At 72.7% G+C, this 19,878-nt stretch carries 20 protein-coding genes; 19 read left to right on the forward strand and 1 reads right to left on the reverse strand.

The window, feature by feature from the left end:
* The first annotated feature begins 56 nt into the window (after positions 1–56).
* The 19 genes from FB454_RS01815 to FB454_RS01905 all read left to right on the forward strand — a co-directional run bounded on the left by FB454_RS01815 (position 57) and on the right by FB454_RS01905 (position 19,168).
* Positions 57–641: a TetR/AcrR family transcriptional regulator gene (locus FB454_RS01815; RefSeq protein ID WP_071094539.1), complete on the forward strand. Its 585-nt coding sequence runs from the start codon at positions 57–59 to the stop codon at positions 639–641.
* A 488-nt stretch (positions 642–1,129) separates the two neighbouring features.
* Entirely contained in the window at positions 1,130–3,157 is a 2,028-nt protein-coding gene (locus tag FB454_RS01820) for an oxidoreductase (RefSeq protein ID WP_013286886.1), read from the forward strand.
* A gap of 64 nt (positions 3,158–3,221) precedes the next feature.
* The gene (locus FB454_RS01825) at positions 3,222–4,298 is read left to right on the forward strand and encodes a class I SAM-dependent methyltransferase (RefSeq protein WP_013286887.1); all 1,077 of its coding nucleotides are present in this window, start codon (positions 3,222–3,224) and stop codon (positions 4,296–4,298) included.
* Positions 4,298–4,609 carry a hypothetical protein gene (locus tag FB454_RS01830; protein WP_013286888.1) on the forward strand — a complete coding sequence of 104 codons (312 nt, stop codon included), beginning with the start codon at positions 4,298–4,300 and terminating at the stop codon, positions 4,607–4,609. Before FB454_RS01825 ends, FB454_RS01830 begins: the two co-directional genes overlap by 1 nt.
* Positions 4,609–4,995 carry a nuclear transport factor 2 family protein gene (locus FB454_RS01835; RefSeq protein WP_145822344.1) on the forward strand — a complete coding sequence of 129 codons (387 nt, stop codon included), beginning with the start codon at positions 4,609–4,611 and terminating at the stop codon, positions 4,993–4,995. Before FB454_RS01830 ends, FB454_RS01835 begins: the two co-directional genes overlap by 1 nt.
* Before the next feature lie 99 nt (positions 4,996–5,094).
* On the forward strand, positions 5,095–6,207 hold the full coding sequence (locus FB454_RS01840) for an ABC transporter substrate-binding protein (RefSeq protein WP_013286890.1): 1,113 nt from the start codon (positions 5,095–5,097) through the stop codon (positions 6,205–6,207).
* Positions 6,208–6,232: 25 nt separating this feature from the next.
* The gene (locus tag FB454_RS01845; protein ID WP_013286891.1) at positions 6,233–7,063 is read left to right on the forward strand and encodes an ABC transporter ATP-binding protein; all 831 of its coding nucleotides are present in this window, start codon (positions 6,233–6,235) and stop codon (positions 7,061–7,063) included.
* A 12-nt stretch (positions 7,064–7,075) separates the two neighbouring features.
* Positions 7,076–7,936, forward strand: a complete 861-nt coding sequence (locus FB454_RS01850; RefSeq protein WP_030268404.1) for an ABC transporter permease — start codon at positions 7,076–7,078, stop codon at positions 7,934–7,936.
* 100 nt (positions 7,937–8,036) lie between these two features.
* On the forward strand, positions 8,037–8,783 hold the full coding sequence (locus FB454_RS01855) for an SDR family NAD(P)-dependent oxidoreductase (protein ID WP_013286893.1): 747 nt from the start codon (positions 8,037–8,039) through the stop codon (positions 8,781–8,783).
* 35 nt (positions 8,784–8,818) lie between these two features.
* Positions 8,819–10,183, forward strand: coding sequence for a M20/M25/M40 family metallo-hydrolase (locus FB454_RS01860; RefSeq protein WP_013476397.1), 1,365 nt, complete (start codon positions 8,819–8,821; stop codon positions 10,181–10,183).
* Entirely contained in the window at positions 10,180–11,007 is an 828-nt protein-coding gene (locus FB454_RS01865) for an alpha/beta fold hydrolase (protein ID WP_013286895.1), read from the forward strand. Before FB454_RS01860 ends, FB454_RS01865 begins: the two co-directional genes overlap by 4 nt.
* Complete coding sequence (locus tag FB454_RS01870; RefSeq protein ID WP_013286896.1) at positions 11,004–11,468, forward strand: Ohr family peroxiredoxin; 465 nt, start codon at positions 11,004–11,006, stop codon at positions 11,466–11,468. Before FB454_RS01865 ends, FB454_RS01870 begins: the two co-directional genes overlap by 4 nt.
* Positions 11,455–12,444: an EamA family transporter gene (locus FB454_RS01875; RefSeq protein WP_013286897.1), complete on the forward strand. Its 990-nt coding sequence runs from the start codon at positions 11,455–11,457 to the stop codon at positions 12,442–12,444. The genes FB454_RS01870 and FB454_RS01875 overlap by 14 nt, the downstream gene beginning before the upstream one ends.
* Before the next feature lie 45 nt (positions 12,445–12,489).
* Positions 12,490–13,347: an IclR family transcriptional regulator gene (locus FB454_RS01880; RefSeq protein WP_013286898.1), complete on the forward strand. Its 858-nt coding sequence runs from the start codon at positions 12,490–12,492 to the stop codon at positions 13,345–13,347.
* Positions 13,340–14,539, forward strand: a complete 1,200-nt coding sequence (locus FB454_RS01885; RefSeq protein ID WP_013286899.1) for a CaiB/BaiF CoA transferase family protein — start codon at positions 13,340–13,342, stop codon at positions 14,537–14,539. Before FB454_RS01880 ends, FB454_RS01885 begins: the two co-directional genes overlap by 8 nt.
* 31 nt (positions 14,540–14,570) lie before the next feature.
* Positions 14,571–15,410, forward strand: coding sequence for a cyclase family protein (locus FB454_RS01890; RefSeq protein WP_013286900.1), 840 nt, complete (start codon positions 14,571–14,573; stop codon positions 15,408–15,410).
* Positions 15,403–16,809 (forward strand): MmgE/PrpD family protein, encoded by a 1,407-nt coding sequence (locus FB454_RS01895; RefSeq protein WP_013476392.1) that lies wholly within the window; start codon positions 15,403–15,405, stop codon positions 16,807–16,809. The genes FB454_RS01890 and FB454_RS01895 overlap by 8 nt, the downstream gene beginning before the upstream one ends.
* 22 nt (positions 16,810–16,831) lie before the next feature.
* Positions 16,832–18,295: a dihydroorotase gene (locus tag FB454_RS01900; RefSeq protein WP_071094528.1), complete on the forward strand. Its 1,464-nt coding sequence runs from the start codon at positions 16,832–16,834 to the stop codon at positions 18,293–18,295.
* Positions 18,296–18,307: 12 nt separating this feature from the next.
* Positions 18,308–19,168: an HpcH/HpaI aldolase/citrate lyase family protein gene (locus FB454_RS01905; RefSeq protein WP_071094526.1), complete on the forward strand. Its 861-nt coding sequence runs from the start codon at positions 18,308–18,310 to the stop codon at positions 19,166–19,168.
* A gap of 58 nt (positions 19,169–19,226) precedes the next feature.
* Here FB454_RS01905 and FB454_RS01910 read toward each other — a convergent pair whose 3' ends face one another.
* Entirely contained in the window at positions 19,227–19,862 is a 636-nt protein-coding gene (locus FB454_RS01910) for a GntR family transcriptional regulator (RefSeq protein ID WP_071094524.1), read from the reverse strand.
* Positions 19,863–19,878: the final 16 nt, after the last annotated feature.

Raw genomic sequence — 19,878 nt, forward strand, 5'->3', positions numbered from 1 at the left:
CGAGCAGGGAGCGACGCGGACCGGGCACGGGCGGCGGGAGACACGGGGAGGTCGCTGTGCCGAAGATCCAAGCCTCTACCGTCGCGGAACACCGGGCCGCGCAGCGGGCGGCGTTGCTCGACGCCGCCCGCGCCCTGCTCTCCGAGCACCCGGAGCAGATTCCGAGCCTGGCCGACGTGGCCCGGCACGCCGGGCTGGCCCGCTCCAGCGCGTACTCGTACTTCAAGTCCCGCACCGACATGTTCGACGTGCTGGTCGCCGACACGTTCCCCCGGTGGTCGGCCTTCGTCGAGAAGCAGATGGCCGAGGCCCGCACGCCGGGGGCGAGGATCCTGGCGTACGTCGAGGCCAACCTGCAACTGGTTGCCCGGGGCGACCACGCGCTGGCCCGGGCACTGGCGTCGGCGGGCAACAGCGAGGTGCTGGCGACCTCCAGCCGGCTGCTGCACGACAGCCTCGAGGCGCCGTTGCGCGCCGCGCTCACCGAACACGGGGCGAGCGACCCGGACCGGATGGCGGAGCTCGTCCAGTCGGTCGTCTACGCCCTGAGCCGCATGATCGAGAACGGTCTCGACCTTCCGGCGGCCAGGGGCCTCGCCCGCGAGCTGCTCACGCCGTACCTGCGCCCGGACGCCGGCTGACCACCCGCCTCTGAGATCCGGCGCGGCGCGACGGCGTCCGGGCACCACCACACCTGCTGAACAACGTCGGCCCGGGTCGTCGCCGGCAGCCGCACCACGCGTGCGCGCACGGGCGACGACCCGGGCCGACGCATGTCCGGACCCGGCACCCGGGGACGCGCCGGCGCTGCCGGCGGGCGTCCGCCGACGCGGGCCGGAGCGGCCGTCCGAACGATCGGCACGGGCCTCCGACCGGCGATGGGCGGCCGGCACTGTCGTCCGAGCAGGGGGAACCGAACGATCGACCGCCGCATCGACGGTCGTCATCGGTCAGCGTTCCGCCTAGTGGAACAGCAGCTCAGAGGCGGTACGGGGAACTAAGTTACTGATCAGTAGCCCGTTGACGGCATGTGAACCCGGCCCTACCGTTCCACTCAATCGAACGGCGTACGGTTCATCCGAACGCTCTCGGCCTCGCCGAGTGCGGCCCGAAACAGGAAGTCCGAGGCATGCCTGACGACAAGCTTCTCGCTCTTCTCTCCCCCACCCGGCTCGGGCGTCTCACACTGCGGAACCGGGTCTTCGTCCCCGGCCACACCACCAACTTCGGACTGAACAATGTGCCCACCCGCCGCCACGTCGCGTACCACGCGGAGCGGGCGCGCGGCGGCGCCGGCCTGATCATCACCGAGGCGATCCGTGTGCACCCCACGAGCGCGGGCCGCAGCATCAGCCTCGGCAGCTTCGACGACTCGTCGATCCCTGCGTACGCGGCGGTGACCGAGGCCGTGCACGAGCACGGGGCCCGCATGTTCGCCCAGATCATGCACGCCGGACGGCAGGCCAACGGCGACGCGACGCGTACCGCCGCCTGGTCCTCGTCGCCGGTGCCGTGGGCGGCCGGCTCGCACGTGCCGCACGCGATGGGACGCCGGGACATCGCGGTCGTCGTCGAGGCGTTCGCCGCCGCCGCGCGGCGGATGCGCGAGGCCGGCTTCGACGGCCTGGAGGTGCACGCCGGCCACGGCCACCTGCTCCAGCAGTTCCTCTCGCCGCACACGAACACCCGCGACGACGCGTACGGCGGCAGCCTCGACAACCGGATGCGCCTGACCCGCGAGGTGCTGACCGCGGTTCTCGCCGCCGCACCCGAGCTGCCCGTCGGGCTGCGGGTCAGCGCCGACGAGTTCCTGCCCGGCGGCCTCGACCCGGCCGCGGTGCTGGAGATCGTCGGGAAGCTGCGCGCCGAGTTCCCCCTCGCCTACGTGCACGTGAGCCACTCCGCGTACCACGGCAGCTGGTCGCTCGCGACGCAGATGGCGGACATGAGCTTCGGCCACGCCCCGTTCCGGCACCACGCGGCGCTGTTCAAGCAGGAGTTCCCGGACCTGCCGGTGCTCGCGGTGTGCCGGCTGGACAGCCTGCCGGAGGCGGCCGAACTCGTCGCCGCCGGCGAGGCCGACCTGGTCGGCCTCGCCCGCCCGCACATCGCCGACCCGCACCTGGTCCGCAAGGCCGAGCAGGGCCGCCAGCACGAGGTACGCGCCTGCCTGGCCTGCAACCAGGGCTGCATCGGCCGGCTGGAGACCAGCCTGCCCATCTCCTGCGTGGTGAACCCGGAGGTCGGCGCCGAGCGGGAGTGGGCCGACGCCTGGCCGGAGCTGCCCGGACCGTCCGGCGCGCGGGACGTCCTGGTCGTCGGCGGCGGTCCGGCCGGCCTGGAGGCGGCGCTCTCCGCGCACCGGGCCGGGCACCGGGTGACAGTTGTCGAGGCACGCGACCGGCTCGGCGGGCAGGTCGAGGTGGCCGCGCGCGTACCCGGCCGGGAGCGGCTCGGTCTGCTCACCCGCGACCTGGCCCGCGACGTGGCTGCCGCCGGCATCCCGGTGCGGCTCGGCCACCGCGCCGGCGTCGAGGACGTGCTGTCCGGCGGCTACCAGGACGTCGTCCTCGCCACCGGCTCCCGGCCCGCCCGCCGCGACCTGCCCGGCGGCCCGCCGGTGGTCGACATCTGGCAGGCCGTCGACCACCTGGCCGACCCCGGCTACCGGCCGGACGGCGCCGTCGTCGTGCTCGACGACGAGGGCACCTGGTCGGCGGCGTCGGTGGCGGAGGCGTTCGCCCGGCGGGGCGCCCGCGTCCACCTCGTCTCCCCCACCGCCACGGTGAGCGCCAAGATCACCACCTACTCCCGGCTGGCGCTGCTCAAGCGCTTCGCGGACCTGGGGATCGCGGTCCACCCGATGCGGACCGCCCGTGCGGCGGGCGCCGGCGCGGTGGCGCTCGGCGGCCCGCTCGCCGGCGGCGAGACGATCGTCGAAGGCGTCACCACAGTCGTCGACGGCGGCTCGGCGCAGGCCGCGGACGAGTTGTACCGGCAGCTCGACGCGCTGCCCGACGGCCCCCGTGTCCACGTCGTCGGCGACGCGAACGCTCCCCGCAGCGCCTTCGAGGCCGTCTACGAGGGACGCATGGCCGGCGCGTTCCTCGGCGCCTTCGACACCGCGGCCGCCGAACGCGTGCGGTACGCCCACTGACCCGTCCACCCCGGTCGCGGTGCACCGCGGGCCGGACCTCCCCCACCTGTAGAGGAGACAAGGCATGTTCGATGTCGAGGAGCGCCTCACCCTGGATGAGCGTTCCGCCGTGGACTTCGTCCTCGGCCTGCGCAAGCGCTGGGCGGACACCGTCTACCCGGCGCTGCGCGAGGAGTACGGCGCCACCGGGGCGTCGGCCACCACCGTCGCCGACGCCGGTCAGGTGCTGCGCGGTCTCCCGCTCTACCCGTGGTTCAGCCACCTGGAGCGGGTGCAGCAGAAGATGCTGTGGAAGGTCGCCGGCGACGCGGTGCTCAGCCGCCGCGAGGAGCTGACCGGCCAGCTCACCTCGCTGCCCGAGCAGCCGAAGGGCTCGCTGGAGCTGAACCCCGACCTGGAACTGCCCGACTGGTACACCGACTACGACATCCACATCCAGCCCGGCAGCTTCTTCTCCGACGACATGTCGGCCTACGTGTACGAGTTCGGCGCGCGCATCGTCATGCTGCGCGACAACGACGGCTACAAGTTCCACACGCTGTTCGCCCAGACCGCGCTGCCCGAGCTGCCCGCGGCGACCCGGATCGTCGACATCGGGTGCGGTTTCGGCAAGAGCACCCGCCCGCTGCCCGCCAAGTACCCGACCGCGCAGGTGATCGGCGTGGACCTGGCCGCGCCCGGTCTGCGCCTGGCCCACGCCGAGGCCGAGGCGACCGGAGTCGCGATCGACTACCGGCAGGCCGACGGCCGGGCCACCGGCATCGAGGCGGACAGCTGCGACGTGGTCACCGGCACGATGGTGCTGCACGAGATGCCCGCCACCGCGATCCGGGAGACGATCGTGGAGGCCGCGCGCCTGCTCAAGCCGGGCGGATCGCTGCGCTTCCTGGAGTTCATGCTCACCGGCGACCCGCTGCGCGACGCCACCGTCTACGAGCACGCCGAGCGCAACAACGAGCCGTTCTTCCACGACCTGTTCGGCTCGGACCTGATCGAGGTCTGCACCGAGGCCGGTCTGACCGACGTGTCGTGGACCCCGTTCGACGAGCGCCGCAACGGCGTCCAGCCGCAGGGCTGGGGCGACCGTCCCGAGTGGCACTTCCCCTGGGCCGTACTGGCCGCGACCAAGCCGGAGGCGTGATGAGCACCGAGTTCGACTACTTCGGGGACCCCAAGGTCGGCAAGCTGCTCGACCTGGTGCTGCAGCTCTCCACCGAGCTGCACGTGACCCGCCAGCGGGTACGCGTCGTCGAGGCGCTGCTGACCCGCTCCGGCGCGCTCACCGCGGGCGCCGTCGACGGGTTCGTCTCCACCGAGGAGGAGCAGAAGGTCCTCGACCGCGAGCGGGACGAGCTGCTGGCCCGCCTCATGCGCATCCTCACCGAGCACGGCCCCGCGGAGCACCCGCTGCGGGACCAGTGGGAGGCGGCGCTGAGCGAGAAGACCGGCTGATGAGCACACCGGACGCGCCCGGCCTGATCGACAGCTACCTGCAGCTGTGCGAGGACCGCGAACTCGACGAAGCGGAGCGCTTTCTCGCGGAGCGGGCGCGGTTGGTCTTCCCGGGCGGCCGGGAGTACTCGTCGCTGCGGGAGATGGCGGCCGCGTCGACCGGAACCTACCGGTGGGTGCGCAAGCACCGGGACCGCTACCTGGTGGGTGAGGCCGACGGGCGGGTCACCGTGACCTCGCTCGGGCGGCTGTACGGGGAATGGCTCGACGGCACTCCGTTCGAGGACATCCGTTACGCGGACGTCTTCGTGCTCGACGGCGGACTGATCGTCGAGCAGCACGTCTACAACGATCTGGCACTGGTCGCGCAGCAGCGCGACGCCTGACGGATAACGGTCGCGCAGCAGCGCGACGCCTGATTCCCCCACCTCCGCCGCTCCGGCGGCGGAGGTGGTCTCCCCCGACTCATGACGAGGTGTGTGCATATGAAACGAAAGTGGGCTCTGCTCCCGGCGGCGCTGGCCGCCGCGCTGGTCCTGTCCGCGTGCGGCGGCGGCTCCGACGACGACGGCGCCGGCGGCGAGGGCAAGGAGGCGAAGCTGACCATGGCCATCGCCTCGGCCGTGATCGGCCCGAAGGAGGAGGTGGCCGTCTACGCGGTCGCCAAGGAACTCGGCTACTTCGCCGAGGAGAAGCTGACCGTCGAGACGATCAACGCCGACGGCTCGGTCGCCGCCCTCCAGGCGGTCGCGTCCGGCAGCGGCGACATCACCCCCGCAGACGCCGGCTCGGCGCTCGGCGCGGCGGAGAAGAACGTGCCGATCAAGGCGATCGGCGGCCTGGTGCAGAACTGGCCGTGGGTGATGGCTGTGAAGCCGGACTCCCCGCTCACCGGCGGCGCCGACCTGCGCGGCAAGAAGATCGGCGTGATCAGCCTGGCCTCCGGCTCGGCCCCGTACGCCCGCGCCTACGTCAAGGCCGCCGGCCTGGACCCGACCAAGGACGTCGAGCTGCTGCCGGTGGGCGTCGGCGCGCAGGCCGCCGCCGCGCTCAACGACGGCAAGGTCGACATGCTGGCGCTCTACACCCAGGCGTACGCGGTCATCGAGAACGCCGGCACCGAGCTGAAGTACCTGACCAACCCGGACGTGTTCTCCGGCATCCGGTCGCTGACCTTCAGCGTCGGCGCCCGTGACTTCGACGCCAAGAAGGACTCGTACGAGCGGTTCCTGCGCGCGGCGTACAAGGCGATGCTCTTCTCGGCGAAGAACCCCGAGGCCGCCATGAAGATCGGCTACAAGGTCTTCCCGCAGATCCTCGCCGGCAAGTCCGCCGACGAGCGCCTCAAGGCGGACACCGAGAGCCTGACCGCCTGGCTGAAGACGGCCACCCCGGCCAGCGGCGACCCGGAGCAGTTCGGCGACTGGGGCGCGATCAGCGACGAGGAGTGGGCGAAGACCCAGGCGTACACCAAGGAGGCCGGGCAGATCACCGGCGAGGTCGACCTCAAGAAGCTGTGGGATCCGAGCCTGCTCTCCGGCGCCAACAACTTCGACAAGGCCGCGGTGCTGAGCAAGGCCGCGAACTACACCGCCTAGGCAGCGGACAGCGGAAGGGATTTCGATGGCCATCAAGGCGACGGCCCGCCGGGCGCAGACGCAGGCTCCGGCATCGGTGTCGGAAGACTCCTGGATCGAGATCGACGGGCTGGACAAGGAGTACCGGCCCCGGAAGTCGGCACCGACCCAGGCGTTGAGCGACATCAACCTGACGGTACGTCGCGGCGAGTTCATCTCGGTCGTGGGACCGTCCGGGTGCGGCAAGACCACTTTGCTGAAGATCCTCGCCGGGCTCAGCCCGAAGACCGGCGGCGCGGTACGGATCGCCGGGCGGGACGTGACGAAGCCCCTTCCCGAGGTCGGGATGGTGTTCCAGGCACCGACGCTGCTGCCGTGGCGCACCATCTTCGACAACGTGATGGTGCCGGCGGAGATCCAGCGACTGGATCCCCGCCGGCACCGGGAACGCGCCCAGCAGTTGCTCGAGATGGTCGGTCTCAACGGCTTCGAGCAGAAGTACCCGCACGAGCTCAGCGGCGGCATGCAGCAGCGGGCCGGCATCTGCCGGGCGCTGGTGCACGACCCGGCGGTACTGCTGATGGACGAGCCGTTCGGCGCGCTCGACGCGATGACCCGCGAGTACATGAACGTGGAGCTGCTGCGCATCTGGCAGGAGAGCAACCAGACGATCGTGCTGGTCACGCACTCCATCCCGGAGGCGGTCTTCCTCTCCGACCGGGTGGTCGTGCTCAGCCCCCGGCCGGGCCGGATCGCGGAGGTCATGGACATCGACCTGGAGCGGCCGCGTGACCTCGGCGTCATGTCGTCCGACCGGGCCGGGGTCTACGTGGAGCGGATCCGCCGACACTTCAACGCCGCCGGCGTTATCGACTGACGAGGGACAGCCATGGCAACAAGCAACCTGGTCCGCGAGCCGGCCCAGCCACCGGCGCCGTCCGCCCGGCCCGCCAAGCCCGCCCGGCGCAAGTTCGACCTCCGCGAGAAGCCCCAGCTCTGGCTGGTCCCGACGGTCTTCGTCGTGGTCGTCCTGGCCTGGGAGTACGGCGTCCAGCTCATCGGCGTCGACGAGTACGTCCTGCCGCTGCCGTCGAGCGTGGTCGAGTCGCTGTGGCAGCAGCTCGGCGACGACCAGTTCTGGGGTCACTTCTGGGTGACCACCCAGGAGGCGCTGCTCGGGTTCGTGATCGGTGTCGGGGCCGCGCTGCTGCTCGGCACGTTCATCTCCCAGATCAAGATCGTCGAAGCCACCCTGATGCCGTACATCGTGGCCTTCCAGACCGTCCCGAAGGTCGCCCTGGCCCCGCTGTTCGTGGTCTGGTTCGGTTTCGGCCTGACCAGCAAGGTGGTCATGGCCGCGGTGATCTCGTTCTTCCCGATGCTCGTCAACGTCATCGAGGGCCTGCGGGCGGCCGACGCCGACAAGATCCAGATGCTGACGGTGTTCGGCGCGAGCAAGACCCAGATCTTCCGGATGGTCCGGCTGCCCAGCGCGCTGCCGTTCATCTTCGCCGGCCTGGACATCGGCATCGTCTTCGCCATCCTCGGCGCGGTCGTCGGCGAGTTCATCGGCGCCAAGGAGGGCCTGGGCTACCTGCTGCTGCAGACCAACTACAACTTCGACATCGCCGGCATGTTCGCCGTCCTGGTGGTGCTGTCGGTGATGGGTCTGGTGGCGCACTTCGTGATCCGGCTGCTGCAGAAGCGGCTGGCCTTCTGGGCCGAGGACACGAAGGTGATCGGCGCGTGACGACAGCTGACGGGACCGTCGTCACGCGTGCGGAGCACCGGCCGGGCGTGGTTCACGCCCGCCCGGCCGGTGGCCGGACCGGAAAGGCAGGACACGAGACATGAACACCGACCCGAACCGGTTCGACGGACGGGTGGCAGTGGTGACCGGGGCGGCCCGCGGCATCGGCGCCCGGATCGCCACGACGCTGGCACAGCGCGGCGCGACGGTGGCGCAGGCCGACCTGCTCGACGACTGGGCGGAGGCCGAGCTGACCGGCGGCGCGCACACCCGGCACCGGGTGGACGTCCGGTCGGCCGCCTCCTGCACGCAGCTGGTGGCCGAGGTCCTGGACGCCCACGGCCGCCTGGACCTGCTCGTCAACAACGCCGGGATCGTCCGGCGCGGACCGGCGGCGACGATGTCCGAGGAGGACTTCACCACCGTCCTGGACGTCAACCTGACCGGCACGTTCCGGATGAGCCAGGCCGCGTACCCGGCGCTGCGGCGCAGCGGCGGCGCGGTGGTGAACATCGGCTCCACGAACGGGCACGTCGCGGTGCTGAACACGCTCGGGTACTGCGTCAGCAAGGCCGGCGTGATGCACATGGCACGCGTGCTGGCGCTGGAGTGGGCGCCGGACCGGATCCGGGTCAACGCCGTCGGACCCACCATCGTGCCCACCGACATGACCTCCGACGTCCGCGGCGACGAGGCGTACCTGGCCGACAAGATGGCGTCGATCCCGCTGGGCCGGATGGCGCAGCCGCAGGACGTCGCCAACGCGGTCGCCTACCTGCTCAGTGACGCCGCCGCCATGACCACCGGGCAGACGATCTTCGTCGACGGCGGCGTCACCATCCACTGACTTCCCCCTCCCCGACCCCTTCTGTGAGGACCACCATGCCCAAACCGGATACCGCGGCCGCGCTTGCGGCCGTCGACGCGCACTTCGACGAGTTCGTCGAGGAGCTCCAGCAGCTGTGCCGCATCCGCAGCCGCCGCCAGGAGCCGGAGCAGATGGAGGCCACCGCCGAGTTCATCGCCGGGTCGGTCCGCCGCTGGGGCGGCGAAGCCGAGATCATCCCGTGGGAGCAGTCGTACCCGTACGTGCTGGCCGAGGTGCCGGGCGAGGGCGACAAGGCGCTGCTGCACTTCACCCACTACGACGTGGAGGTCGAGCCGGCCGGTGACGACGCCGACTGGATCAGCCCGCCGTACGCGGCGGAGATCCACGACGGCCGGCTGTACGCCCGGGGCGTGGCCGACGACAAGGGCGTCGTCATGTCCCGCATCCACGCGGCGGCGGCCTGGAAGCTGGCCGGGCTGACCCCGCCGGTGACCAACCGGATCATCTTCGAGGGCAAGAAGTGGCTGCACAGCCCGGGTCTCGGCTCGTTCGTCGAGGCGCACGCCGACCGGCTCGCCAGCGACGCCGCGCTGTGGGAGAACTCCTGGCTCGACGGCGAGGACCGGCTGCTGCTCAAGCTCGCCGAGAAGGGCGTGCTCTACCTGCGCCTCACCGCGCAGACCCTGCCGCGCGACCTCACCAGCCAGAACACCGCGCTGCTGCCGGCTGCCACGGCCCGGCTGGCCGCCGCCCTGGCGCAGTTGCAGCGGCCCGACGGCACCGTGACGATCCCCGGTTTCGCCGACGACGCCCGGCCGCCGACCGACGAGGAGCGGGCGCTGCTGGAGAAGGTGGCGTTCGACGGGGACTTCCTGCGCAAGCGGGCCCAGGTCGACCGGTTCACCGGTGACCTGGACGACCAGGGCGCCGCGGTCGCCATCCGTACCGTGCCGACGCTCACCGTCGCCGGTTTCGCCGGCGGCGACATGCGCGACGACGTGACGCTCGGCATCCCGTCGACCGCCTCGGCGAAGCTGGAGATCCGGCTGGTGCCGGGCCAGGACCCGGACCGGGTGCTCGGCTGCATCCGCGACCACCTGGCCGCGACCGGCTTCGGTGACCTGCGCATCGAGGTGATGGCGACCAGCCGGCCCAACCTCACCGACCACCGCGACCCGTTCGTCGCGCTGGTCGCCGACGCGGCCCGCCGGGTGTACGGGACCGAGCCGGTGATCGAGCCGTACACGCAGTGGATCGGCAACCAGGGCGTGATCGCCGACCGGCCGATCGTCGGCGTCGGCGTGTCCCGCGCCGACTCCGGTGTGGACGGCCCGAACGAGAACATCCGGCTGGACGACTACAAGGCCGGCATCAAGCACGTCATCGAGGTCATGGCGGCGCTGGCGGTGGCCGAGTGACCCGGGCCCGCGGCGTGGCCCGCCGCGCCTACGTCGACGTGCCGTGGGGTCAGGTGCACTACCGGCACGGCGGCGACGCCGACGCCCCGGTGCTGCTGATCCTGCACCAGTCCCCGCTCTCCTCGGCCACCTACGACGCGGTGATCGAGCCGCTGGCCCGCCGCGGCCTGCGGGTGATCGCCCCGGACACGCCGGGCTTCGGCATGTCCGACGCGCCGCCGCGCCCGTGGTCCATCCCGGAGTACGCGGCCGGGGTGTGGCAGTTCGCCGACGCCCTCGGGCTGTCCCGGGTACACCTGCTCGGGCAGCACACCGGCGCGATCGTCGGCGCGGAGGCGCTGATGTCGGCGCCGGAGCGGGTGCACCGGCTGATTCTCCAGGGCATCCCGCTCTACGACGAGCAGGAGCGGGCGGAGAAGAAGCGGTCGTACGCGCCCGGCTACGTGCCGGCGCGCGACGGCGGGCACCTGAAGGTGATCTGGGACCGGGTGTACGGCCTGTACCCGCGCCTGACCCCGGAGGAGGCGGACCGGCAGGTCACCGAGTACCTGCTGACCGGACCGGACTACGCGACCGCGTACCGGGCGGTGTTCGACCACCACGTCGACACCGCCGCCCTGGACGCGCTGCCCATCGTGCTGCTGCACGGCGCCGACGACCTGCTGGACCGGATGACGCCGCAGGTGCGGGCCGCGCTGCCCGGCGCCGAGCTGGTCACCATCCCCGGCGGCACCGACTTCGTGGCCGACGAGCAGCCGGAGGCGTTCGCCGACGCGGTCGCCGCGCGGGTGCACGCCGACCTCGGGCGGGAGGTGGCGGCATGAGCGCCGGCACCCCGGTGACCGAGGCGAAGGTCGTACCGGCGAACACTGTCTACACCGCCACAGTCGAGGTCTCCGGCGGTCGCGGCGGCAGCGCCCGGTCGCTGACCGGGTCGCTGCGGGTCGACCTGACCCGCCCCGCGCAGCGGGGTCCGGACGCGCCCGGCACCGACCCGGAGGAGCTGTTCGCGGCCGGCTACGCGGCCTGCTTCGACAGCGCGCTCGCGGTCGCCGCCCGGCAGGCCGGCGTGCGGCCCGGTCCGACGACCGTCACCGCCTCGGTCTCCCTCGGGCAGACCGACGACGGCCGGTACGCGATCGCCGTGGTGCTGGACGTGTCCGCGCCGCAGTGCCCGCAGGCCGACCTGGAGCGCGCAGTGGAGCTGGCCGACCGGATGTGTCCCTACTCGAACGCCCTGCGGGGCAACACCGCGGTGGCGATCCGGGTCGATGGCCACCGCTGACCTGACCCGGCCCGCAGCGGTCCGCCACCCGGCGGATCCGCAGCGGCCCGCCGGCCCGATGGCCCTGGCCGTCGGGCTCGGCGCGGTCTACCTGATCTGGGGCTCGACCTACCTGGGCAACCGGGTGGCCCTGGACAGCATCCCGCCGCTGGTCGCCACCTCGGCCCGGTTCCTGGCCGCCGCGCTGCTGCTGTTCGCGGTGGCGGCGCTGCGCCGGGGACCGGCCGGGCTGCTGCTGCCCCGGCGGCAGTGGGGCGGGGTGGGCGCCAGCGGGCTGCTGATGGTCGGTGCGGGCAGCGCGCTGCTCGCCCTGGGCCAGCAGTACGTGCCGACCGGGCTGACGTCGCTGGTGGTGGCCGGCATGCCGCTGTGGGTGCTGGTGTTGCGGCTGGCGGTCGGTCCGCGGCCGTCGGCGCTGGCGGCGGTGGGCGTACTGGGCGGGGTGGCCGGGCTGGCGCTGCTGTTCTCGGTGCCGACGAAGGGATGGCACCTCGGCGGGATGCTGCTGCTGGTGGTCTCCACGATGGTCTGGGCGCTGGGCTCGACGCTGTCGCAGCGGCTGCACATGCCGGCCGACCACCTGGTCGGCACCGGCTGGCAGATGCTCGTCGGCGGCGTCGCGGTGGCGGTGGCGAGCGTGGTCAGCGGTGAGCTGGGACGGTTCGACCCGGCCGGCGTGACCGGCCGGTCCTGGCTGGCGTGGACCTACCTGATGCTGGTGTGCACAGTGGTCGGCTTCAGCGTCTACACGTGGTTGCTGCGCAACGCGCCGATCCAGCTCGCGTCCACCTACGCGTACGTCAACCCGGTGGTGGCGGTCCTGCTCGGCATGATGGTGCTGGATGAATCGTTGTCCGGACGACAGGTGCTCGCCGGTGCCGTGGTGCTCGCCTCGGTGGCGCTCGTCATCGCGCGGGAGCGACCCCGGCAGGCCGACGGCCTCCCGCCCGGGAAGACCCCCGTCGCACCCGCCTGACGCCCGGCGACCCCACGCACGTACGTCGACAGTGGAGGAACAGAGATGATCACGACAGCGGTCGTCGAGAGCACCGCCGGCCGGACCCGTTCCGGTCTGGGCCGCGCCCTCGACATCGTCAACATCATCGCCGAACGGGCACCGGAGACCCTCGGCGTGTCGACGATCGCGCGGGAACTGGGTCTGCCGAAGGCGGTCGCGCACCGCATCCTCAAGGAGCTGGTGGCCGACAACTTCCTCACCTTCAACGAGGAGACCAAGCGGTACCGGCTCGGCACCGGCGCTCTCGCGGTGGGCCTGGCCGCGCTGCGCGCGCTGGACGTGCCGGACATCGCGCGCCGCTACCTGGTCCGGCTGGTGCGCGACACCGGCGAGACCGCCACGCTGTCGGTGCGGCAGGGCTGGTCACGCGTCTACATCGACCAGGTGCTGTCGCCGCACGAGGTCCGGATGTCGGTGTCCCTGGGCACCAGCCACGCGCTGCACTCCGGGTCGTCGTCGAAGGCGATCCTGGCGGCGCTGCCGGACGCGGAGGTCGACGACTACCTCGGCCACCACCCGCTGGACGCGGTCACCCCGGCCACCATCACCTCCACCGCCAAGCTGCGGGCCGACCTGGCCCGGATCCGGCGTCAGGGGTACGCGGTGAGCATGGGCGAGCGGCAGAACGGCGCGGGAAGTGTGGCCGCGGCGGTGCGCTACGCGACCGGGCAGGTGTTCGGCTCGATCTCGCTGTGCGGGCCGCAGAACCGGTTCACCCCGGAGGTGTGCGCCGCGCACGGGGCGCTGGTCGCCGCGGCGGCGGCGGAGATCTCCGCCGAACTGGGTTTCCGGCCGCCGGCGCAGCGTGTCGCCGGGCGGACGGGTCAGGAACAGAACTGGGGAGGTGGAACAGGTGAGTGACGGACCGCTGACGGGCCTGCGGGTGCTTGACGTCTCGACGATCCTCGCCGGGCCGCTGTGCTGTCAGATCCTCGGCGACTACGGCGCCGACGTGATCAAGATCGAGCACCCGACCATGGGTGACAGCATGCGCGGCCACGGCAAGGCCAAGGACGGCCATCCCCTGTGGTGGAAGGAGATCTCCCGCAACAAGCGGCTGGTCGGGCTGAACCTGTCCGCGCCGGAGGGCGCGGCGCTGCTGCTGCGGCTGGCCGAGCGGGCCGACGTGCTGGTGGAGAACTTCCGGCCGGGCACGCTGGAGCGCTGGGGTGTCGGCCCGGAGGAGCTGCACCGGGTCAACCCCGGTCTGGTGATCGCCCGGATCACCGGCTTCGGGCAGACCGGCCCGTACGCCTCCCGCGCCGGGTTCGGCACGCTGGCCGAGGCGATGAGCGGGTTCGCCCACCTGACCGGCACCGCGGACGGCCCGCCCACGCTGCCCGCGTTCGGGCTGGCCGACAGCATCTGCGGCATCGCCACCTCGTCGGCGGTGATGATGGCGCTGTGGCACCGGGAGCGCTCCGGCGGCCGGGGCCAGGTCGTCGACATGAGCCTGCTGGAGCCGATCATGACCGCTGTCGGTCCCGGCCCCACCGTCTACGACCAGCTCGGCGTGGTGGAGCAGCGGCAGGGCAACCGCTCGACGAACAACGCGCCGCGCAACACGTACCAGACCAAGGACGGGTCGTGGGTGGCCATCTCCACCAGCGCCCAGGCCATCGCCGAGCGGGTGCTGCGGCTGGTGGGCCACCCCGAGGTGATCGACGAGCCGTGGTTCCGTACCGGCGTCGGGCGGGTGGCGCACGCGGACCTGCTCGACGAGTACGTGGGGTCGTGGATCGCCGAGCGGACCCGCGACGAGGTGGCCGCGGCGTTCGCCGAGGCCGGTGCCGCTGTCGCCCCGGTCTACAGCGCCAAGGACATCGTCGAGGACCCGCACGTCCGGGCCACCGAGATGATCACCACGGTCGACGATCCCGACCTCGGCCCGATGCGGATGCACAACGTCATGTGGCGGATGTCGGAGACGCCGGGCCGGATCCGGTTCACCGGACGCTCCCCCGGCGCCGACACCGACGCCCTGCTCGTCGAGGAACTCGGCTGCGACCCGGCCGAGATCGCCGACCTGAAAGCCCGTGGCGTCGTCGCCTGACGACGCCGACAGCCGAAACGCGAGGAACCCCGTGGGCACCACAGCCAGAACCGCCGACCGCCTGCTCGACGCCGTGCAGGCCGGTGTCACGATCTACGACCTGGGCCGGCGGCTGACCGTCGGCATGCCGCAGTCACCGAACCACCCGGCGTTCGGGCTCACCCTGCCGCGCCGCCACGGCGACATGGTGCGCGCCGACGGCGGCTCCGCCGCCAACGACCTGCTGGTGATGGGCACGCACGTCGGCACGCACGTCGACGCGCTCGCGCACGTCTCCCAGGACGGCCGGCTGCACGGCGGCGCCGACGCCGCCGACGCGCAGGTCGGCGGCCGGTTCGACGAACTGGGCGTGCACACCGTCGCGCCGATGGTCCGCCGGGGCGTGCTGCTGGACGTGCCCGCCGCGCTGGGCGTGGAGGCCTGCGAGCCCGGCTACGAGATCACCCCCGCCGACCTGGACGCCACGGTGTCCCGGCAGGGCACGCCGGTGGGCCCGGGCGACGTCGTGCTCATCCGCAGCGGGTGGGGCCGGCTGTTCGACCACGAGGACCGCGGCGTGTACGTCGGCAAGGACTCCGGCGTGCCGGGGGTCGGCGCGGACGGCGCGACGTGGCTGGCGCAGCGGCAGGTGCACGCCGCCGGCGCGGACACCATCGCCTTCGAGTGCCTGCCGCCGGGCAAGGGCCACAGCTCGCTGCCGGCCCACCGGATCCTGCTGGTCGAGCACGGCGTCTACCTGATCGAGACGATGGCGCTGGAGGAGCTGGCCCGCGACGAGGTGCACGAGTTCACATTCGTCATGGCGCCGCTGCCGCTGTACGGCGCCACCGGCTCCCCGGTGCGCCCGCTGGCGGTGATCAGCCGTGGCTGAGCCGACCCTGGGCCGCCACCTGGCCACCTTCGCCGCCGACACCGCCGCCGAGACGCTGCCCGACGAGGTCGTCGCGAGCGTCCGGGCCCGTGTCCTGGACGTGCTCGGCCTCTGCGTGGCGGCCCGGCCGCTGCCGACCAGCCAGGCGGCCCTCGCCTACGTCGAGGAGCAGGGCGGCCGCGGCCAGGCCACTGTCGTCGGCCTGGACGAGAAGGCGCCGGCCGCGCTGGCCGCGTTCGCCAACGGCGTGCTGGCGCACTCGCTCGACTACGACGACACGCACCTGCCGTCGGTGCTGCACCCGAGCGCGTCGGTGGTGCCGGCCGCGCTGGCCGCCGCCGAGGCGTCCGGGGCGTCCGGGCGGGAGACGGTCGCGGCCATCGCCGTGGGCCTGGAGGTGTGCGTCCGGCTCGGCATGGCCGGTTACGACCCGGCCGCCGGCAACTCCGTCTTCTTCGAGCACGGGCAGCACGCCACCTCGATCTGCGGCACGCTCGGCGGTGCGGTGGCGGCGGCCCGGCTGCTGAAGCTGGACGCCGACGGCGCGCTCGACGCGCTCGGCGTGTCCGCCTCGATGGCCGCCGGTCTGATCGAGTCCAACCGCAACGGCGGCACCGTCAAGCGGATCCACTGCGGCTGGGCGGCGCACGCGGCGGTGAGCGCCGCGCAGCTGGCCCGGCACGGCGTGACCGGCCCGCCGACGGTGCTGGAGGGACGCTTCGGCTTCTTCCAGGCGTTCCTGCGCGGCGAGTTCGACGGCGACGAGATCGTCCGCGGGCTCGGCACCGACTGGGCGGTGCCGGGCATCTTCTTCAAGCCGTATCCGGCGAACCACTTCACCCACGCCGCCATCGACGCGGCGATCGCGCTGCGCGAGCGCGGGTTGCCGCTGGACGAGATCGAGTCGATCACGCTCGGCGTGCCGACGCCGACGGTGCGCACCATCGGCCAGCCCATCGAGCGCAAGCGGGCGCCGCAGACCGGCTACGAGGCGCAGTTCAGCGGCCCGTACGCGGTGGTCGCCGGCCTGATCGGCGGCGGCGGTCTCGGCGTGGACCTCGCCGACTTCACCGACGCCCTGGCGCACGACCCGCAGCGGCGGGCGCTGATGGCGCTGGTCGACGTGGTGGGCGACGAGCGGTGCGACGCGATCTTCCCGCACCAGTTCCCGGCCGTGCTGCGGGTGGTCACCCGCGACGGGCGGGAGTGGGTGCAGGAGGTGCTCGCCAACCGGGGCGGGCCGCAGCGTCCGCTCAGCGACGCCGAACTGGCGGTCAAGTTCCGCACCAACGCCGCCGCCCTGCCGGAGGCGACCGCCGACCGCATCACCGAGGAGGTCCACCGGCTGGACCGGGCCCCCGACGTCCACGGCCTGATGGGCCTGATCAACCGCCGCTGAACCGAGCACGAGGAGCAACACCATGAGCACCTACGACCTGCTGCTGACGAACGTCCGCGTGGTCCGGCACGACCGGCCCGAACCCGAGCTGATGGACATCGGCGTCACCGACGGACGGATCAGCCGCGTCGCCCCGCAGATCGACCGGGCGGAGGCCGCCCAGGTCGTCGACGGCGGCGGCCGGCTCGCCTTCCCCGGCGTGGTGGACGCGCACCAGCACTGGGGCATCTACAACCCGCTGAGCGAGGACGCCGTCTCGGAGAGCCGCGCCTCGGTGCAGGGCGGCGTCACCACGGCGCTGAACTACATGCGCACCGGGCAGTACTACCTCAACCGGGGCGGCCGGTACGCCGACTTCTTCCCCGAGGTGCTGTCCGCGACCGAGGGCCGCTCCTACATCGACTACGGCTTCCACCTGGCGCCGATGTCGCGGGAGCACATCGGCGAGGTGCCGTCCCTGGTCGAGGAGCACGGCGTCACCTCGTTCAAGATCTTCATGTTCTACGGCAGCCACGGCCTGCACGGCCGGTCCGCCGACCAGAACTCGTTCCTCATGATCCCGGAGGGCGAGCGGTACGACTACGCCCACTTCGAGTTCGTGATGCGGGGCGTCCAGGCGGCCCGGGAGCGTTTCCCCGAGCTGGCCGACGAGATCTCGCTGTCGCTGCACTGCGAGACCGCCGAGATCATGAGCGCGTACACCAAGCAGGTCGAGCAGGACGGCACGCTGCGCGGGCTGGAGGCGTACCACGCCTCGCGGCCGCCGCACTCCGAGGGACTGGCCGTGTCGATCGCGTCGTACCTGGCGCACGAGACCGGTCTGCCGAAGATCAACCTGCTGCACCTGACCTCGGAGAAGGCTGTCGACGCGGCGCTGCGGATGGCGCGGGCGTTCCCGCACATCGACTTCCGCCGCGAGGTGACCATCGGCCACCTGGTCGCCGACATCGACACCGCGCACGGCCTGGGCGGCAAGGTCAACCCGCCGCTGCGCCCGCGCGCCGACGTCGAGGCGCTCTGGGGGTACGTCCTGGACGGCAAGATCGACTGGGTGGTCAGCGACCACGCCTGCTGCAAGGACGAGGTCAAGTTCGGTGAGCCGCGCGACGACATCTTCGTCGCCAAGTCCGGCTTCGGCGGCGCCGAGTACCTGCTGCCCGGCCTGGTCACCGAGGGCAACCGGCGTGGCCTGTCGTACCAGCGGGTGGCGGAGCTGACCTCGTGGAACCCGGCTCAGCGCTTCGGCCTGCGCAACAAGGGCGCGCTGCTGCAGGGGTACGACGCCGACATCTGCCTGGTCGACCCGGACTCGACCTGGACGGTGCGCGCCGAGGACTCCGAGTCGACGCAGGAGTACACGCCGTTCGAGGGCTTCGAGCTGACCGCACGGGTCACCGACACCTTCGTCCGCGGGCAGCACGTGCTCGTCGGCGGCAAGGTGACCGGCGAGCCGGCCGGCCGCTACCTCGCCCGCCCGCAGCGGTAGGGGGAACGACTGATGGCGGCGGTGGCGCGCAGTTACCTGTACGTGCCGGGCGACCGGGCGGACCTGCTGGACAAGGCGGCCGGGCGCGGCGCGGACGCGCTCGTGCTCGACCTGGAGGACGCGGTCACGCCGGCTCGCAAGGCGCAGGCCCGGGAGACGGTCGCCGGGTACCTGGGCGCCGCCGCGCCGGCCGGCCCCGAGCTGTGGGTGCGGATCAACAGCGACCAGGTCGAGGCGGACGTCGAGGTGCTCTCCCCGGCGGCGGCCGGGGTCTGGGTGCCGAAGGCCGAGCCGGACCTGCTCGCCGAGGTCGACGCCGCGCTGGCCCGGGTGCAGCGGCGGCTCGGCCCGGACGCCCCGGCGTTCCGGGTGGTGGCGCTGATCGAGACCGCCCGGGGCGTGCTCACCGCGCCGCAGGTGGCCGCCGCAGCGCGGGTGCTGCGGCTCGGCCTCGGCGAGGCGGACCTCGCCGGTGAGCTGGGGTTGCAGCCCGGGCCGGAGCGGGCGGAGTTCGCGCCGATCCGCTCCCAGGTCGTGGTCGCGTCGGCAGCGGCCGGCATCACCCCGCCGGTGGGACCGGTGGAGACGACGCTGCGCGACCCGGAGCGGCTGGAGCAGACCACCCGGGCGCTGCTGCGGCAGGGCTTCCGGGCGCGCAGCGCCATCCACCCCGGGCAGATCGCGACGGTCAACGAGGTGTTCACCCCCACCGAGGCCGAGGTGGCCTCGGCGCGGGCCGTACTGGAGGCGCTGGAGCGGGCCGAACGCGGCGGCTCCGGGGTGGCCACCGACGCCGGCGGGCGGCTGCTGGACCGGGCGGTGGTACGGGCCGCCGCCGAGGTGGTACGCCGCGCCGAGGCGTCCGCGGGGTGACACGTGACGCCGGGCCGGGGACCGTCGACGGGTACGACGTGGCCCGGCCCGGCGTGGGTCAGGGCGTGCCGAGCGTGGCGCGGGCGGCGAGGATGTGCGCCCGCATCACCGAGCCGGCCCAGGCCCGGTCGCGCGCCTCGAACGCGTCGATCAGCTCCCGGTGGTGCGACATGCTGCGCGCCATCGCCGCCTCGTCGTACCGGCGGAACGTGCGGTTCACCAGCGGCGTCTGCACCACCGCCCCGAGCAGCGCGCTCAACCGGCGGTTCCGCCCGGCGCCCAGGATGATCTCGTGGAACTGCGCGTTGCAGACCGCGATCCGGTCCGCCCGGTCCCGCCGCTGACCGGCCGCGTAGCCCTCCATCTCGGCGCACAGCTCGCGCAGCCGGACGATCTCCTCCGGCGTGATCCGGGTCGCGGCCAGCTCGGCGCCGTACCCCTCCAGCAGGGCACGCAGCTCGAAGATCTCCTCCAGGTCCTGCTCCCGCCAGGCCGGGACGGTGGCGCCCCGGTTGGCCTCCCAGTCCACCAGGCCCTCGGCGTGCAGCCGGCGCAGCGCCTCCCGTACGGGAGTGCGGCTCACCCCCACCGCGGCGGCGAGGTCCTCCTCGGAGAGCTTCTTCCCCGGCTCGTACGCCCCACCGAGGATGCGCGTCTTGATCGACTCGTACGCCGACTGCGTGGCCCGGCCCATGCGTCCCCCTCTGTTC

The organism is Micromonospora sp. CNZ297, from assembly GCF_007827625.1.

What these genes read in the sequence shown, in the direction of transcription:
- FB454_RS01820 (WP_013286886.1), top strand. Translation starts at nt 1,130, where the DNA reads ATGCCTGACGACAAGCTTCTCGCTCTTCTCTCCCCCACCCGGCTCGGG.
- FB454_RS01825 (WP_013286887.1), top strand. Translation starts at nt 3,222, where the DNA reads ATGTTCGATGTCGAGGAGCGCCTCACCCTGGATGAGCGTTCCGCCGTG.
- FB454_RS01830 (WP_013286888.1), top strand. Translation starts at nt 4,298, where the DNA reads ATGAGCACCGAGTTCGACTACTTCGGGGACCCCAAGGTCGGCAAGCTG.
- FB454_RS01835 (WP_145822344.1), top strand. Translation starts at nt 4,609, where the DNA reads ATGAGCACACCGGACGCGCCCGGCCTGATCGACAGCTACCTGCAGCTG.
- FB454_RS01840 (WP_013286890.1), top strand. Translation starts at nt 5,095, where the DNA reads ATGAAACGAAAGTGGGCTCTGCTCCCGGCGGCGCTGGCCGCCGCGCTG.
- FB454_RS01845 (WP_013286891.1), top strand. Translation starts at nt 6,233, where the DNA reads ATGGCCATCAAGGCGACGGCCCGCCGGGCGCAGACGCAGGCTCCGGCA.
- FB454_RS01850 (WP_030268404.1), top strand. Translation starts at nt 7,076, where the DNA reads ATGGCAACAAGCAACCTGGTCCGCGAGCCGGCCCAGCCACCGGCGCCG.
- FB454_RS01855 (WP_013286893.1), top strand. Translation starts at nt 8,037, where the DNA reads ATGAACACCGACCCGAACCGGTTCGACGGACGGGTGGCAGTGGTGACC.
- FB454_RS01860 (WP_013476397.1), top strand. Translation starts at nt 8,819, where the DNA reads ATGCCCAAACCGGATACCGCGGCCGCGCTTGCGGCCGTCGACGCGCAC.
- FB454_RS01870 (WP_013286896.1), top strand. Translation starts at nt 11,004, where the DNA reads ATGAGCGCCGGCACCCCGGTGACCGAGGCGAAGGTCGTACCGGCGAAC.
- FB454_RS01875 (WP_013286897.1), top strand. Translation starts at nt 11,455, where the DNA reads ATGGCCACCGCTGACCTGACCCGGCCCGCAGCGGTCCGCCACCCGGCG.
- FB454_RS01880 (WP_013286898.1), top strand. Translation starts at nt 12,490, where the DNA reads ATGATCACGACAGCGGTCGTCGAGAGCACCGCCGGCCGGACCCGTTCC.
- FB454_RS01900 (WP_071094528.1), top strand. Translation starts at nt 16,832, where the DNA reads ATGAGCACCTACGACCTGCTGCTGACGAACGTCCGCGTGGTCCGGCAC.
- FB454_RS01905 (WP_071094526.1), top strand. Translation starts at nt 18,308, where the DNA reads ATGGCGGCGGTGGCGCGCAGTTACCTGTACGTGCCGGGCGACCGGGCG.
- FB454_RS01910 (WP_071094524.1), bottom strand. Translation starts at nt 19,862, where the DNA reads ATGGGCCGGGCCACGCAGTCGGCGTACGAGTCGATCAAGACGCGCATC.